Consider the following 16887-nt stretch of genomic DNA (forward strand, 5'->3'; position numbering starts at 1 on the left):
GCTCACGTGGCAGGCTCGAAAATGATGGGGCCGAAGTAAATGCTTTTGTCATTGGAATGGTTGCGGACCTCGAACGTGCACGTTCCGCCTTCAGGTGCGCTGACAAATACTTTTGTCTGTCCTTGTTGATCGGTGTACGTCTGGGCGGATGGGCGGATGACAAACGGTTTGTCTTCACTCCCTTCAGCAGGAATGGCAGACCACTCCACGAGCCGGTTTGGCCCGGGATTCTTGTATTTATCCGTCAGCCCGGAGTACAGCTGCGCTTCCTCGCCCTGCGGCACAGGTCCCAGTGGATCTACGGACGTCAACGGACCGCGGAATTCCAGTGTTTCAGCGTCGGAGCCGACATGAATGGTCGGGGCATTGACCGGTTTGAACAGATCCAGCCAGAAATACGGTGTATCGATGCCCAGCTGTGTACCGGGAATAAACTCGGCCTCGACCACACCGTCCACATCGGTGGTTTTCGTAGCAATGGTGCCCAGAGTGGCTTTCCAGAAAACCCTGACGCCCTTCAATGGCGCACCATTGGCATCCTTCAGTGTCACTGTGTAGGTAATTTTCGCGCCAGGCTTGTTGGCCACGACTTCGGTGTTGTCCACGGTGCATGTCATGGTGAGCAACTGCTCCACTTCACCGGCAAGCTGCAAGTCAGGCACTCGATCTTCGGTCTGGCTCAGCAACGCTCGCTCGGCAGCGGCAGCGTAGGCTTGCCGGTCAGTATTTTCCGGCAACGTGCCCACTTGAAATATCGTCCGAGCATCCATGCCGCTGTGTTTCGCCAACGTGTGGACACGCATCAACAGATCCAGCTGGCGCAAGTCCTTCAGAATTTTGAGATCGGCCCCCATATGGCTGATGCACTCGCGTACGTCCTCAACGCTCCAGCTGAAAAAACTGGCCAGAATGATATGACCGGCTTCCTGGGCCAGCCTCAGCGAATCACCGTTGATATCGGGTTTCAAATCGTTGATGGCATGCAAGTAATCGAGCAGCACCTTGGGCGACTGATCACTCATGTCGAACGCACGGGTGAGCGTGGCCAGGTAATAAAGCGTACTGATACTGAACTCGTATTTGTTGTTCTGACCCAACCAGGCCTCGGAACCGTAATCCAGAAACTCGCGCAGCACGTCGGCACTGAGCCCGAGCGTTTTCACCACAGAACCAAGGCGTTGCACATTGGCCAGAATCTTGAGCAACGGGTCAGACTCAATGTTGCGTGCCTGTCGAACATTTTGCGGGGCGTTGCCAAGGCGTCCGCTGATCTTGCTCAAGAGTTGATAGACCGAGGCATCGGCCCAGAAGAGGACCTGCAGCACCAGCTCGGATTCCAGGCCCGTCAACACGGCCAGCGCCTCCCGGACCACCGAGACCTGGGCGTCCCGGGCCTGCAGCAGAACAAGCAGCATTTTTTCGACAATGGCCGCTCGTGCCGGGTCATCCATGGCCGGAAGACCATCCTTTACGGCGTTACCGAGAAGAAAGCGCGTTGTTTCCAGGTACTCAGCCTCGGAGCCGGAAATATCTTTGATCAAACCATTGGCATCAGCCAGTGCAGTCAAATGATTAAGCCAGTTGCCATCGACTGCAGACGGCACCCCTCCCCTCTGGAATCCGGCATCGGTCAGCAAGGTTGCCGACAGCAAACTGTCCACCTTCTCGATCAATTGCAGTTCTGGTTCAGAGGCTGTGCCGCCGGGCTGCGGCCCCACCAGCATCTGCAGCACCCAGCTCACCTGCAGATTCCGCTCCTTGCACCAACTGGCGAAGGAGTGCACGGCATAGATGAGGTTCAAGGCATCCGGTACACCGTCAACCTGTGGGTTGATGACCGGCAACCCGGCCAGCCCATCGAGCCACTTGTCGCCACCCAACAACGTCAGCATCAATACCAGTTCAACCGGGGTGATGCTCACTAGACGCGCCAGCTTCACCAATCTGTAAAAAGCGGAAACGACCGCAGCATCACGGCGAAGGCTGTCCCCCAGGTTTTGGGCCTTGGCGATGACGAGTGCCAGGTAGACATACGTCATCAGATCAATCTGCAGAGCGCTGCACAGCTGGTTGACGGTCAGGTCAGTGCTGCCTGTTGCGGGAATGGCTGGAAAGCTCTCGCCATCGAGCACGAATGGCTGGCCATAGCCACCTCGACGGTTGAAGATTTGATCAAACAGTGAAAGCTCGTTTTCGATCCCGTAAACCGGCATTAAATGCAGCATCGCTGCAAAATCCAGCGCCGTGCATCCATAGCGTTCGCGCAATAACTGGAACAGTCCCAGTGCATGCACGACGTGGTCAGTGATCCAACACTTCTCCAGCTCTGCACCGCCGAGCACTTCTGCGTTGATGGCAGCCACCAGTAGCGCGTCGGTTTCATGGCTGGGCAGGTTCAACCACTTGTCGAGGCGTACCTTGCGGTTGAGCCGGTCCAAGTGATCGAAGCCCCTCTTTTCATCAGGATCCAGCGTCATCGTCTGACGCAAGGAATCACCTTCGGTAATGTTGATGGGCGGCGAGGTTGCAGCATTGATATAGACCGCCCCGAATCGCTCGCTTTCCGCTGCGACTGGCGACGCAGTATCGAACTTCACATTGGGGGAGCGCACCGGTGCGCGGGTGCGAATTGCCAAAACGGATTCCAGCCCCAGCAAGGAGAGGATTGTCTGCTGAGCAAAAAACTGGACCTCAATAATACTTCCATGTTTGTCGGTATTATCGGTGCCGTAGTTACGATCGTAGAACTCCGCCCGCTCCTCGAAAGGAGGAGCCGGCTCGGTCAACAGTGTTCGCTGGTAAGGCCCCATGCGTGATGCATGGGCCAAGGCACGAGCGGCATGGGCAGACGAGGCATCGGGTTCGAGAAAGTACGGAAACCGGTGATCCACCTTGTGCACAAAATTACCCACTGACATTTCCAGATTCCGGGCAATCGTATCCAGGGCGACCCAATGCTTGTAATACGGCAGGTCATTGAGGTAACGCGCCTGAATCAAGGCCCCCACCAGTTCTTCATCCGACCCATGCTCGGCGATGAACTGTTCCAGAACTCGATTGATGATTTCGACCGCTGAAACCGACCTGTAAACCGCGTTGTTGTCGATCATCAGTTGCCTAAGATCGACGCGCCGTTTGTGCAGGAGAAAATCTGCCGGTATGTCGCCAACAGGTTCGATACGTTTGCTGATCCACTCAAACAGCGCAACCAGATAGGCAACCGGTGACCACAGGCTTTCCAGGGCCCTGGGGGGGCACAGACTGCCGAAGTCGGTCTGGAACAATTTCTCGTAACTGGGGCCGTCAACCATTGACCGCATGCTGCCGGACGAACCTTTGTTTTTTGGCGTTCGCGCGGTTTTCTTGTGTACATCGCCGGTCAGGATGGCTTCGATGTACTGACGCTTGATATAGATGGCCATGCTGTTGGCGGCGCGCATGAATGCCTTGGCGTCCTCGGCGGTCATCCGATATTGCTTCACCAACCCGGACTCCCCCATATCGACCAGAGGAAAAATCGATCCACCCTTGTTCAGATAGGTGTGCAGGCCGGGGTATTTTTTACGGCGCGTGGTTGTAGCGAACAGCCGTTCATACATTTGCTCGGCAGGGCGTTTCTGGATTTTGGCCATGGTGGGGTTCCTTTCGGCAAAAGCAGCCCGATGGCCCGGTCGTCTTGTTCTGGCCATCTGTTCGATTGATTCGATTTGGCCTCCGTTACCGGCGCCCGTCTACTGTCAGAAATGACAGTCATCTCGACCGTTTATCGGGCTTTTCGAGTGGGTCGTTATTTGCCGGCCCGGAGCCGACCTCGAAACGTTGGCTTGTAACGGCTTCGGAAATCGTCGCGCCGCCTGCATCGTCAGTAATGGACTGCTGGATCACGCACCACTGACCGCCAGGCGATAACGACTCCGTGGCAGTACCTTCCCAGACTCCGCTGGAGACGGGGACAGTCAACAATCCGAGGTCCGGATCGAACCAGCTGCAGACCCGCATGAGGCCCGCTCGACCTCGCCCGTTGAAAGCAACCGGATTTTCCACAGGCTGCCCTTCGCCAGGTCCATCAACATCAGGCTCGAATGTTCCAAGAACCGCAGACCGCCTGGCAGTCGGATCAGATACAAAACTACCGCTTGAGGCCGTCGCCGTCGGTTCATACTTTCGAGAGGGCTGCGTTGTGCTTATGCGGGCTGACCAGGTGAGATCCTCCTGCACTGTGGTTTCCGCTATACGGGTTGCTCCGGGCCCCCCTATCCAGACGATGACCGTGTCCCCCGCACGCTCCGCGAACCCTGAAGCGTAAGAGTTATTGCCAAACGCTTCGCCGTCCGCAGGTGTCTCGAACCTGGGGGTGGCGGGAACAACTACGTAGTTCACCTGCGGACTGTCTTTGGAGGTCTGGCCTTCGAAGTACTGTCTGGCCTGGATGGTTTTTTCCCCCACCTCCTGTGTCACTTCGCCTTCCCAGACACCGTTCGAATCCACTTTGGCACTCAACAAAGCCTTCGAGTCGCCCACCGGGAAAACCTCGACCTGCGCGTTCGGTTCTCCCTTGCCTTTCATCATGGCGGTACGGGTCAGCCTGCCGTCTTCCGACGGCGACGTGATGACCGGTGGCAACAGCCCCACCTTCAATCGGTGCTGTTCACTGAACTCCGATTTGCGACCATTGATCTCCTGCATCGCCCGGATGACGAGGGGGCCGAACGGCAGATCCTTCAGACGCATGCTCCACAAACCATCAGCCTGCAGCACTGTGCAGCCCAGCTCATGGCCATGCACAAAATCGTACACGTGCAACGTAGCGCCACTCATGCCGCCCGTTCCCCCGACATCCGTCTCGCGACCGACCTCGGTGTTTTCCGGGGGATCCGTAATGACCGGTGCAATCATTGGCCTGGAGAGCTGAAACGTGACCGTTTCCTCAGGTGAGGGTTGCTGAGCGGCGATCTGGATAGCGGTGACCGTATGGGGAACATCCGCTGCAAACGGATCAGGCCGTAGGTACGACCAGGTAATGCCTGTCACGACGGCCGGAAATCGCGTAGTGCCGCTGTCACTGAAGACCAGCTCGACCACGGCATTCAGCCAGCAAGTGCCCGAGAACACCGGCGACAGGCCGTCCGTGGGCACCGGATAAATGACCGGTTTGCGCGGTGCGATGTTGACGCTGTACGCAACCCAGTCCGAAGTCTGGCCAGCCAGTTTCTGGATGATCTGAACCCCGCGCTCAAACGTCGGCCCCCACTCCACGTGGACCTTGCTCGACCACTGGCCATTGAAGCCCACAGGAGCATCGGGAGCGATCGGCGTCACTTTGTCGCCGTCGAACAGAGACACTGTGGCATTGGGGACACCTCGGCCGGACAGGGTCGGTTGATAGTCATCCGTTGCCTCAATGTCATGGGGGGCCGGAAACCTGTAATCGACGCTGATCTCGAGGTTTTTTGATTCGATCCAGCCGCCAGCGTTGTTCGAAACCATCTGTATGACCTGCAAGACATAGTGTCCGAAGGGCCAGTTGAGCGCGACGATTTCCCAGACGCCATCCCGCACAGGACCGGTCAACGGCCCAGGCGCGGGGCCAGGGCTGGCAACCACGTTGATTTCCACAGTGGCCCCATCAAAACCTGGGCCTGCAAAATTTATCGAAATGGCGGATAGGAAAGTGACTTCGACTTTGGTCAATTGGGGAGGACGGATGTCGAAGGATCGGGGCGCGCTGACGTCTGACGGAATATTTTTATCGGTCTGCCGGGCGACCAGCGAACGTCGCCCCGGTTTAACCTGCACATTCACATCCCAGCTGTCGCCAGTGACCTTCGCCTCACCCACTACGAGGTTATGGTCGAAGTCATGGAGTACCTGCATTGTGGCTCCGGCCACCCCGCCTGAGCCACCCACTTGAAACTCACTGTTCTGTAGTGAATTGAGGTCAGGTCTTGTGATGACAGGAGCGCTCACTACATAGAAGGCCACAGGCAACGTATACAGGCTGTTCGTGCCGGCGTAAGCAACCAAAGCACTGACCGACACGGGACCGCTGGGCAAACTTTCAATCAGAGGCGCTTGCCAGCTTCCTTGGTCATCAATGTCGGTTGGCTCGCTCAGTACTACACCGTGATTGGGCGGTGACTTGACGACCAGCACAGTCGATCCGGGAGCCCCGATGCCGTGGAAAATCAGGCCTTTAGCTGGCACAGTTGCGTTAGCTTGAGGAGAGGTCAAGGCTGCCCGGTAGATCTGCATGGCCGCAGTTCGATCGGAGTCCCGACCGTTGACGCGTTGAAATGCCTGGATGCTGGTTGTGTTTACGTTGACAGGAAAACTGAGCTGCGTCTGCCATGTGCCGGAGCTACCATCGGCAACGCCTATAGTCGTGTCCGTATTGGCCACGACAATAATGATCTGGCCTCCGGAGACACCTCCGGTACCCGCAACTTCGTAAGGTGAGCCGGCGACGTTCCTGATCGGGTTAATACGTGGGACGGGGGGGACGTAAGGGACGTAGTGGACTATCTCGTGCCCGCTTAACAAAACATCCCCTGTACCCGCCCTGTCGTACATAAATCTAAAGCCTATTACCACTGGTTGTGAGTCGGCCACGACAGTGCTTTGTCCACGGATTGGATGCCATTGCCCATTCTGTTTAGCGTCGTCGTTTGTCAACTCGTCCGGGTGCCAGGGCTTCCCCACTCGTGCCGTACTCAGATATACGTTGCCGCTATCCCGTCCATTATCCGAGGCTAGATATTCCGTCGCGTTACAAGTGAAGGATCGACCATCTTGGGTGTAGCTCCCGGACACTCTCAACCGGGCGATGTAAAGTGGATGGTCGTCACTCCTGGCGGTAATTATCACCTCGACCAACGTTCCACTTTCTGTTTGTTCCAGAGCAACAACGGATCCTTCGACAGCCCTCTCACCCCCACTGGATGCACCTTCGATTTCCCCAGTCGCCCTTAACGCGTGCGATGATTCGTCGAAAGTTTCTTTGTCTTTGTCGACATCATTATCCGGATTCATGGCTGGCTCCGTGACGGTTCAGGCTGCGGCCACCGCAAATGCCTTTCGAACCATTGAAAGTCAAAGCCCGTCGTTTCCACACCTGACAATTCTGACAGTCCCGACAAACGGTAACTTTTCCCACCACCCCTTCGGCACCGTCCGTCATCCACTTTGCGGCAGCCACGAAACCTTGCGCCGTAGCCTACAAAACCCTCAGAATCCGCCGGCTTGTGCGCTTTGGCGTTGCCCCGTAACTTGATCCCCGTCGCTGCCAATCAGCGATCGGGTTTAGTCGCCCGGCTTCAGTACGTTGCGCATAAGCGTCATCAAGTCGGGTACTCCCTATCCCCGCACTCGATGGTGGCTGTTCGCAGGGCGCTCTAGGGCGCGCCGGTTCACGTACTCGCCGGTCGACTAACCTGCTTACAGCCGCCACCCTTTTCTCGTTTAGTCGCGAGTCAGATGGTGGCCCTAACGACGAGTACGAAATACATGAAAAAGCCAGTTCCAAATCCTCCTTCGGACACCGATCCAAAGGACCCGACCGATCAAACCGATCCGGTCTCCCCCTACACCTCCAACGATTCAAAAAAACTCCACGACGCGGCCCACAAGGCCCTCGACTTCTACCTCAATCCCAAACCGGAAAAGCCGCGCAACTCCGTGGATCGCGGCATGCAGATGTTCAAGGTCGATCCCGACATCAACCCCGAAGCGATTGCCATCCAGACTTACGAGACCTTTTCCTCGGTCAGCATTCTGCTGCTGGATCTGGCCGACAGCCTGGACGACAAGCCGCGACATCTGGCGATGGCGATCTATCAGTTGAGCGAGATGGGGTTGTTGCTGGCGGAGCGGACGCTGGATAACGAGCGGGCGATTGCTATCGGCTAGCCGTTAAATAGAAGGCGTCAGTACTGACGTCTTCGCGGGCAAGCCCGCTCCCACAAGTTCTGCGGCGATCACAACTGTTGTGAACGACGTGCCCCCTGTGGGAGCTGGCTTGCCAGCGATGCTTTTGGCGGATGTAAATCAGGCCGAAGCCGGCAACGGCTGAAAACTGAAGTACTGCTTCAGCGCCTCGACCAGTTGCCCATACTCCGGCGGCGTCCGGAACAGGCTGAAACCGGCGTCGTAATGCTGGGGAGTGGCGTCTTCATGGCACCACAGGCAGCAGCCGCAGAGGTCGATGACCTGCTGGCAACCGTCACCCACAGGGATTTTCAGACGCAGATTGAATTCCGCCCCGATCATCATCGGCAACTGACTGATGAGCATCAAACCGTCTTCGGAGACGTTGCCCAGAAAGCCGATGGGTTTATCGGTGACGCTGTTGAACACACGCAGAAAATACGGCAATTGATGCCGTTCGATTCGACGATCGGTAAACATGAGCATATCGCCATGCAAGGCCCGATGTCCGGGCCGCACTGTGCTTCGGAACGAACCTGTCCGTCAGGCCCGCTCTCCCCGCTCCCGGTGTGGCGTTTGCCACGTCCATCTCATGCCAGTCGCAGGTGTTGCTCCGATACAGAGCGCATCTGTATCGGTGTCATTCGACTATAGCTCACCCTATACAAGCAGCCAGCTTTTGTATGATAACTACCATCAGAAGCGGGTTGGACGCACCACGGCCGCTGCGCTGCGAGTCGGGTAATGACCCAGGCTCTGCAGGGTTTCCAGACGCGCGCGGGCGCGGTAGGCGTATTCGCTGTTGGGGTACGAGGCGATGATGAACTGATAGGTCTGCGCCGCATCGACGAACATTTTTTGCCGTTCCAGGCACTGGCCGCGCATCATCGACACTTCCGGCCACACATAAGGGCGGGCCCGACTGGCGCGTTCGACCTTGGACAACTCGAGCATCACCTGCTCGCAATTGCCGCGGTCGTAGGCGCTGTAGGCGTTGTTCAAATGATGGTTCATCGACCAACGGGTGCAGCCCGTGACGGCGAGGACACTGAGGGCAAGGGCGGCAATGGGCACGAATCGCATGGGGGTTCTCCTGTCTTGTGCTCTGTATCGACCCGTGGTCGGAAATCTTCAGGCGCGTTTGTCCCAAAGTTGCCGTGTTCAATAAAGAAAGTATTAAGTAGTGCAAACGAACAATGACTACACCCTTCGAGCATAGTAGCCTTCGCTGGCGCTTGAACCTGAGGAGTCTTTGCATGTCCGTCCGTCGTACCAAAATCGTCGCTACCCTTGGCCCGGCCAGTAACTCGCCGGAAGTTCTCGAACAGCTGATTCTGGCTGGCCTGGACGTCGCCCGTCTGAACTTCTCCCACGGCACCCCCGACGAGCACAAGGCTCGCGCGAAGCTGGTGCGTGACCTCGCTGCCAAGCACGGCCGCTTCGTCGCCCTGCTGGGTGACCTGCAAGGCCCGAAAATCCGTATCGCCAAATTCGCCAACAAGCGCATCGAGCTGAAGATCGGTGACAAGTTCACCTTCTCCACCAGCCATCCGCTGACCGAAGGCAACCAGCAAGTGGTCGGCATCGACTACCCGGACCTGGTCAAGGACTGCGGCGTGGGCGACGAGCTGCTGCTCGACGACGGCCGCGTGGTCATGCGTGTTGAAACCGCGACCGCCACCGAACTGAACTGCGTGGTGACCATCGGCGGCCCGCTGTCCGACCACAAAGGCATCAACCGCCGTGGTGGCGGCCTGACCGCGCCGGCCCTGACTGAAAAAGACAAGGCCGACATCAAGCTCGCCGCAGAAATGGAAGTCGACTACCTCGCTGTGTCCTTCCCGCGTGACGCTGCCGACATGAACTACGCCCGTCAACTGCGCGACGAAGCCGGCGGCACCGCGTGGCTGGTAGCGAAGATCGAACGCGCCGAAGCCGTGGCCGACGACGAAACCCTCGACGGCCTGATCAAGGCGTCCGACGCTGTGATGGTTGCCCGTGGTGACCTGGGCGTGGAAATCGGCGACGCCGAGCTGGTCGGCATCCAGAAGAAAATCATTCTGCACGCACGCCGCCACAACAAGGCTGTGATCGTGGCGACCCAGATGATGGAGTCGATGATCCAGAACCCGATGCCGACCCGCGCCGAAGTGTCCGACGTGGCCAACGCCGTGCTCGACTACACCGACGCCGTGATGTTGTCTGCCGAATCCGCTGCCGGCGCTTATCCGCTGGAAGCCGTACAAGCCATGGCGCGCATCTGCGTCGGCGCTGAAAAGCACCCGACCAGCAAGACTTCCAGCCACCGCATCGGCAAGGAATTCGAGCGCTGCGACGAAAGCATCGCACTGGCGACCATGTACACCGCCAACCACTTCCCGGGCGTCAAGGCGATCATCGCGCTGACCGAAAGCGGTTACACCCCGCTGATCATGTCGCGTATCCGTTCGTCGGTGCCGATCTACTGCTTCACCCCGCACCGCGAAGCCCAGGCTCGCGCGGCGATGTTCCGTGGCGTGTACACCGTGCCGTTCGACCCGGCTTCGCTGGCTCCGAACGAAGTCAGCCAGAAAGCCATCGACGAGCTGGTCAAGCGCGGCGTGGTGGAAAAAGGCGACTGGGTCATCCTGACCAAGGGCGACAGCTACCACACCACCGGCGGCACCAACGGCATGAAGATCCTGCACGTGGGCGACCCGCAGGTCTGAGTGACCGAAAAATAAAAAACCTGCCGCTGATAACGGCAGGTTTTTTTATGCCTGAAAGAAAGGCAAGTCACTTGCCTGTCAACCCTTGGTTGCAATGAACTGCGGTACTCCGCTCGTCGCCACTGTCAGATCTGACAGTGGGCGGTGCAATCCCAAGCTGCTTGTATGACCTGTCAGTGTTGTTCTCTTATCTCCAGACACAGGTACAGCGAAAATGAACTCCAAGAGTTTTCAAGCACCTGCCGGCGCAGGCCAGATTGATCCGACCTTTGGCACCAACGGTTTGTTTATACCCAACGTTCCGCATCCGACGGATCAGCACATCAGTGTCAGAGCAATGACTCTTGATGAAGATGGAAGCGTTTATTGTGTCGGTACAGTACTCCTTGCCGGAGGTCGATCGGAGTATGTGTGCTTTCACCTTTCCCGGGGGGGTGTCATGGATCCGCTCTTTGGCACCGATGGATATGTCAGAGGCAGCTTTGACACATCGGGAGACAATGTGACTCACTCTGGCGGAGAACACGTACTGATTCAGAACGTTAATGGTGTTCAGAAGATCCTGCTGGTGGGGACACTCATCAGCGGATCAAAATTCAAGCGAGCCCTGGTCAGACTGGAAAAAGATGGTGGTATTGACCTTAGCTACGGAAAGGACGGTGTGGCGGTGATTGATCTACCCACACTTGAAAAAGGGGCAGACATACCGCCTCTACCGGACGCCAAAAGGACCGGTAACCAGAACGGAGCGCCGGTAATTCTGTTGCCCGACAATAAAGTGCTTCTGGTGAAAGATGCCATGACAGGCTGGGGGATAAAACAGCCCAGTTATATTGTGAGGCTCAATGCCGATGGTTCCCTGGATACAACCTTCAATGAAACGGGATATATCTCCTTCTTCATTGAGGACGCCAATGAGATATTCCTGACATCTGTCGCATTGACCGATGACGGCAATTACATTGCCGTCGGATATGCGCTCTATTCTCACATCCCCGGGGAAGCGTTGTTTGTCCAGGTAGATGAAAACGGGCAGCTTGATCACTCATTCAACGGCAGCGGATATCTGACCATTGGCGAGCTTCCCGCTACACAGTTCTATCTGGATCAACTAACGCTACAACCCAACAAACGCATTTTGGGAATGGGCGTCGCCACCGATGAAAAAAATGCAGGTCTGTTGATCAGCCGTGAACAGGATGGGTCGCCGAATATTCAGTTCAATCACGCCAGACCGCTTCTCACCCCCCTTGAAAACAATGGCATCGGATGGCTCTTTGGCAAGACGCAACCTGACGGCCACGTGCTTGTTGCCGGTGCAGCCTTTGCCAACAACGTCGTCATTGCACGAGTCTTGAATGAAGGAAAACTCGACACTTCCCTGGGCCAGGGGACTGGGTATCTTCGCTTTGCCGAGGCCAGAACAAATGGAACTCTAGCGGTTGCGTTCGAAGACAAGAGTTTTCTGTTTACCGCCTGGTTCACCACGCCAACTGGAGAAAAGTTCGGCATTGCCCGAGGCCTGCTCATTTGAGAGCGATAATGCTGAACGTTTGAGGCAAAGAAGCGCCGGCATGTGAATGGCGGGGCTTCTTTGAATCAAACTTTCAATGCCGTTTGATGAACCCGGTCAACGCCGCCAACGCCTCCGGCGACCGCAGCCGCTGGGTGAACAGCGCGCCCTCCTCCTCGATCACCTTGCGAATCAACTCGCGATCCGGTGCGCGCATCAACTGTTTGCTGATGCGCACCGCCTCGGCCGGCAACTCGTCAAAGCGCAACGCCATCTCCCGCGCTTTGGCCAACGCGGCTTCGCCACTGCCCAGCGCCTCGGTCGCAATCCCCCACTGCGCCGCCTGCTCGCCGGTGAAGCCTTCACCGAGCAACAACAATTCCGATGCTTTGGCCTGCCCGAGCAGACGCGGCAGGATCAGACTGGAACCGAACTCCGGGCACAATCCGAGATTGACGAACGGCATGCGCAACCGCGCATCCCGCGCCACGTACACCAGATCGCAATGCAGCAACAACGTGGTGCCAATCCCCACTGCCGCGCCTGCCACGGCGGCGATCACCGGTTTGCGGCACTCGAGCAGATTGAGCATGAAGTGGAACACCGGGCTGTCGAGGTCGCTCGGCGGTTGCTGGATGAAGTCGGCGATGTCGTTGCCGGCGGTGAAGCACTCGGCGCTGCCGGTAATCAGCACGGCGTTGATTTCGGAGTCGCTGTCGGCCTGTTTCAGCGCCTCGGCCAACTGGCTGTACATGGCGCGGGTCAGGGCGTTTTTCTTGTCCGGGCGGTTGAGGCGCAGGGTCAGCAAACCGCGTTCGCGTTGCAGCAGGATGGCTTCGGGCATGGCGTGTCTCGCATCTGAGAATTCAGCGCTCAACCACGGCTCAGGAAGACATCGGCCAGCAGTTGATTGCGCGGCAGTCCGGCCAGGAACAGACGCTTGGCAAACGCGTCGACGCTGGCCGTCGAGCCGCAGACTAAGGCCAGGGTTTGCCGGGAAACAAGGCGCAGTTGCGCCAAAGCGGCCGGCAACTCGGCCGCCGTCCACCGCTCGACGCTGAGGTTGTCCCGCTGCGCGGCCAGTGCTTCAAGGGGTTTGGCCAGATAATGCCCGTCGGCGTCATGGGCCAGGTGAATGACGCGGATGGCGCCTCGATGATCGTGACGCAAAGCCTCACGCAACACGCCGAACAACGGGCCGAGCCCCGTACCGGCGGCGAGCAGCCACAGCGGCCGGTCGTGCCAGTCCGGGTCGTAATGCAGCGCGCCGCCGCGCAGTTCGCCGAGGCGGATCGGGTCGCCGATCTGCAAGCGGCGCGCGGCATCGCTGAATTCGCCGGGCTCGCGGCAATCGAGGTGGAATTCGAGAAAACGGTCTTCTTCCGGCAGGCTCGCCAGCGAATACGGCCGCGCAACGTGGCCAGCCCACAGCACCAGATGCTGACCGGCGCTGTAGCGCAACGGTCGCTGGGGTGTCAGGCGCAGACGCAATACGCTGTCGCCGAGCCAGTCCAGTGCTTCGACCACCGCCGGACGGCCGTCGGTGACCGGATCGAAGGTGTGTACCTGCAAGTCTTCGATGACCTGACACTGGCAGGCCAGCCGCCAGCCCTGCTCACGCTGCTCGGCGCTCAGGGCATCCGGACGACTGTCGGCGGGCAAGCCTTGTACGCATTGCACCAGGCACGCGTGACAACTGCCGGCGCGGCAACTGTAAGGCACCGCCACACCGTTCTGATTGAGGGCATCGAGCAGGTTGCTGCCCGCCGCCACCGGCCACTGTCGTTCACCGACCCGCAGTTCAGGCATCGACGTTCTCCCACGCCGCCGCGCAACGGTTGCGCCCGTCGCGCTTGGCCCGGTACAGCGCCTGATCGGCGCGCTGCAAGGCGTCGTCCAGATCATCGCCCAGTTCCAGCAGGGTCATGCCGGCGGACAGGCTCAGGTTTTTCACATTCAGGCCCACCAGTTCAACGTCGGTGAAGGCGATGCGCAGCCGTTCGCAACAGGCAGTCAGGCGCTCGGCGTTGCAATCGGGCAGCAGCACCACGAATTCTTCACCACCATAACGCGCCAGCACGTCGCCGTCGCGCAGACAGACCCCGGCCACTGCGGCGAACGCCTGCAACACCTGATCGCCGGCCGCATGGCCGTGAATATCGTTGATGCGTTTGAAGTGGTCGAGGTCGATCAGCGCCAGACCGTGTACCACGTCGGCCTCCATCGCATTCAACTCGCGGGTGGCCAGGCGCAGGAAATGTCGGCGGTTGAACAGCCCGGTCAGTTCGTCGGTGGCCACCAGGTCTTCGAGCTGGCGCATCATCCCGCGCAGGGTGTCCTGATGCGCCTGCAAGGCGAACCGGCGCTGGCGCATGCGTTGGCGAGAGGTCTGGACAAAACTTGCGTAAATCACCAGCCAGGCCAGCACGATCAGCAGGATGCAAGCCTGCAACGCGGACAGCGCCGGATCGTGCAGACGGAAGTGGTAGCCGTCCCACAGCGTGATGGCGCAAAAACTGAAAAAAACCAGCATCGCGCAGCGTACAAACGCCCGCCGCGACAGGTGAAACAGGCCGAACAGCAGGATCAGCACATAGAAGACCAGGAACTCGCCACGGGCCTCTTCCAGATGCGCGATCAGCCACGTCTGCCAACCGAGGCCGAGCAGCACTTGCGCCTCGGTCAGGCTCGGGTCGGAAAAGCGCAGGTTGCAGCCTGAAAAGAATATGGCGAACAGGGTCGCCTGGCTGATGACCACCAGGGCGCTGCCGACCGCGACGCCGGTCAGCGAATCTTCGTAGTGTCCGGTGAAATACGCCAGCCACAGCAGCAGCAAGGCCAATCCATAGGTGGCTGCGGCGAGGGCGAAGCGTTTAAGCAAAAGACGTTGAATGGCGTTATGGGTCAATCGTTGACTCACCGTGCGATAAGAGGCTGACCGAGTGTCCTACTCTACAGACCGGCTGCCACTTTAGTGGCCCAGTCGATAAATGACCATTGATTTTCGGGCCGGGTATTTGGCGTCAAAAACCTGCAGCCATGCGACCAACGAATGACTCCCGGCAGATGTGCCCGCCACCGAGGCGCGGTATACTGCCGCGCCTTTTTAGCGTCGCGCCAGCAGCCCCGGCGTGCCTTGAAAGGTGTCTGCGACCGACCGATGCACCCAAGCCGCAGGCACCTTATTGAATGTTCCCGTCTTTTAGAGGAGCGCGACTCATGACAGTGATCAAGCAAGACGACCTGATTCAGAGCGTTGCCGACGCCCTGCAGTTCATTTCCTACTACCACCCCGTGGACTTCATCCAGGCGATGCACGAAGCCTACCTGCGCGAAGAATCGCCAGCGGCCCGTGACTCGATGGCGCAGATTCTGATCAACTCGCGCATGTGCGCCACCGGCCACCGGCCGATCTGCCAGGACACCGGCATCGTGACCGTGTTCGTGCGTGTGGGCATGGACGTGCGTTGGGATGGCGCGACCATGAGCCTGGACGACATGATCAACGAAGGCGTGCGCCGCGCCTACAACCTGCCGGAAAACGTCCTGCGTGCTTCCATCCTGGCCGACCCGGCGGGCGCTCGTAAAAACACCAAGGACAACACCCCGGCGGTCATCCACTACTCCATCGTTCCGGGCAACACCGTGGAAGTGGACGTGGCGGCCAAGGGCGGCGGTTCCGAGAACAAGTCGAAAATGGCCATGCTCAACCCGTCCGACTCGATCGTCGACTGGGTGCTGAAGACCGTTCCGACCATGGGCGCCGGCTGGTGCCCACCGGGCATGCTGGGCATCGGCATCGGCGGCACCGCCGAGAAAGCCGCCGTCATGGCAAAAGAAGTGTTGATGGAATCCATCGACATTCACGAGCTCAAGGCCCGTGGCCCGCAGAACCGCATCGAAGAAATGCGTCTGGAACTGTTCGAGAAGGTCAACCAGCTGGGCATCGGCGCCCAGGGCCTCGGTGGCCTGACCACCGTGCTCGACGTGAAGATCATGGACTACCCGACCCACGCCGCATCCTTGCCGGTGTGCATGATCCCGAACTGCGCCGCTACCCGTCACGCACACTTCGTGCTCGACGGTTCCGGCCCGGCCTCGCTGGAAGCGCCACCGCTGGACGCCTACCCGGAAATCGTCTGGGAAGCCGGCCCGTCGGCCCGTCGCGTCAACCTCGATACCCTGACTCCGGAAGACGTGCAGAGCTGGAAGCCGGGCGAAACCGTCCTGCTCAACGGCAAGATGCTCACCGGTCGCGACGCCGCGCACAAGCGCATGGTCGAGATGCTGAACAAGGGCGAAACCCTGCCGGTTGATCTGAAAGGCCGCTTCATCTACTACGTCGGCCCGGTTGATCCGGTTGGTGACGAAGTGGTTGGCCCGGCTGGCCCGACCACCGCCACGCGGATGGACAAGTTCACCCGTCAGATCCTTGAGCAGACCGGCCTGTTGGGCATGATCGGCAAGTCCGAGCGCGGCCCTACCGCCATCGACGCGATCAAGGACAACAAGGCCGTGTACCTGATGGCCGTCGGCGGTGCCGCTTACCTGGTGGCGCAAGCGATCAAGAAATCCAAGGTCCTGGCGTTTGCCGAACTGGGCATGGAAGCGATCTACGAGTTCGAGGTCAAGGACATGCCGGTCACCGTCGCGGTGGACAGCAAAGGTGAATCGGTGCACATCACCGGTCCTGCGATCTGGCAACAGAAGATCAGCGAAAGCCTGGCAGTAGAAGTGCAGTAA

General features: G+C 58.8%; 11 protein-coding genes. 4 read left to right on the forward strand and 7 right to left on the reverse strand.

The genetic code is table 11. From position 1 onward, the window contains the following. Window positions 1–2: 2 nt before the first annotated feature. Both IHQ43_RS22810 and IHQ43_RS22815 read right to left on the reverse strand, forming a co-directional pair. A complete protein-coding gene (locus IHQ43_RS22810; RefSeq protein ID WP_192562202.1) occupies window positions 3–3632 on the reverse strand; it encodes a Tc toxin subunit A in 3630 nt (1209 codons plus the stop codon). A 118-nt stretch (window positions 3633–3750) separates the two neighbouring features. Further along, entirely contained in the window at window positions 3751–7029 is a 3279-nt protein-coding gene (locus tag IHQ43_RS22815) for a hypothetical protein (protein WP_192562203.1), read from the reverse strand. Window positions 7030–7503: 474 nt separating this feature from the next. Here IHQ43_RS22815 and IHQ43_RS22820 point away from each other — a divergent pair, with 474 nt between their 5' ends. Next, complete coding sequence (locus tag IHQ43_RS22820; RefSeq protein WP_192562204.1) at window positions 7504–7905, forward strand: DUF6124 family protein; 402 nt, start codon at window positions 7504–7506, stop codon at window positions 7903–7905. Window positions 7906–8043: 138 nt separating this feature from the next. Here IHQ43_RS22820 and IHQ43_RS22825 read toward each other — a convergent pair whose 3' ends face one another. Next, window positions 8044–8403, reverse strand: coding sequence for a PilZ domain-containing protein (locus IHQ43_RS22825; RefSeq protein WP_192562205.1), 360 nt, complete (start codon window positions 8401–8403; stop codon window positions 8044–8046). Window positions 8404–8619: 216 nt separating this feature from the next. Continuing rightward, window positions 8620–9006, reverse strand: coding sequence for a tetratricopeptide repeat protein (locus IHQ43_RS22830; RefSeq protein ID WP_007951249.1), 387 nt, complete (start codon window positions 9004–9006; stop codon window positions 8620–8622). A gap of 173 nt (window positions 9007–9179) precedes the next feature. Between IHQ43_RS22830 and pyk the strand changes: the two genes are divergently transcribed. Together pyk and IHQ43_RS22840 are read left to right on the forward strand one after the other, a co-directional pair. After that, window positions 9180–10631 (forward strand): pyruvate kinase, encoded by a 1452-nt coding sequence (gene pyk / locus IHQ43_RS22835; RefSeq protein WP_085697206.1) that lies wholly within the window; start codon window positions 9180–9182, stop codon window positions 10629–10631. 214 nt (window positions 10632–10845) lie between these two features. Then, window positions 10846–12165 (forward strand): NHL repeat-containing protein, encoded by a 1320-nt coding sequence (locus tag IHQ43_RS22840; RefSeq protein ID WP_192562206.1) that lies wholly within the window; start codon window positions 10846–10848, stop codon window positions 12163–12165. Between the two features lie 73 nt (window positions 12166–12238). On the opposite strand, the gene IHQ43_RS22845 is transcribed toward IHQ43_RS22840, so the two are convergent. From IHQ43_RS22845 to IHQ43_RS22855, 3 genes are read right to left on the reverse strand one after another with little or no spacing between them, the layout of a single operon-like run. Further along, window positions 12239–12988, reverse strand: coding sequence for an enoyl-CoA hydratase-related protein (locus IHQ43_RS22845; protein WP_192562207.1), 750 nt, complete (start codon window positions 12986–12988; stop codon window positions 12239–12241). Between the two features lie 29 nt (window positions 12989–13017). Then, window positions 13018–13953 (reverse strand): iron-sulfur-binding ferredoxin reductase, encoded by a 936-nt coding sequence (locus tag IHQ43_RS22850; protein ID WP_192562208.1) that lies wholly within the window; start codon window positions 13951–13953, stop codon window positions 13018–13020. Next, on the reverse strand, window positions 13946–15052 hold the full coding sequence (locus IHQ43_RS22855; RefSeq protein WP_192562209.1) for a GGDEF domain-containing protein: 1107 nt from the start codon (window positions 15050–15052) through the stop codon (window positions 13946–13948). The genes IHQ43_RS22850 and IHQ43_RS22855 overlap by 8 nt, the downstream gene beginning before the upstream one ends. 311 nt (window positions 15053–15363) lie before the next feature. Here IHQ43_RS22855 and IHQ43_RS22860 point away from each other — a divergent pair, with 311 nt between their 5' ends. Next, entirely contained in the window at window positions 15364–16887 is a 1524-nt protein-coding gene (locus IHQ43_RS22860; RefSeq protein ID WP_007960181.1) for a fumarate hydratase, read from the forward strand.

This window comes from Pseudomonas gozinkensis (genome assembly GCF_014863585.1).
Classification (GTDB): domain Bacteria; phylum Pseudomonadota; class Gammaproteobacteria; order Pseudomonadales; family Pseudomonadaceae; genus Aquipseudomonas; species Aquipseudomonas gozinkensis.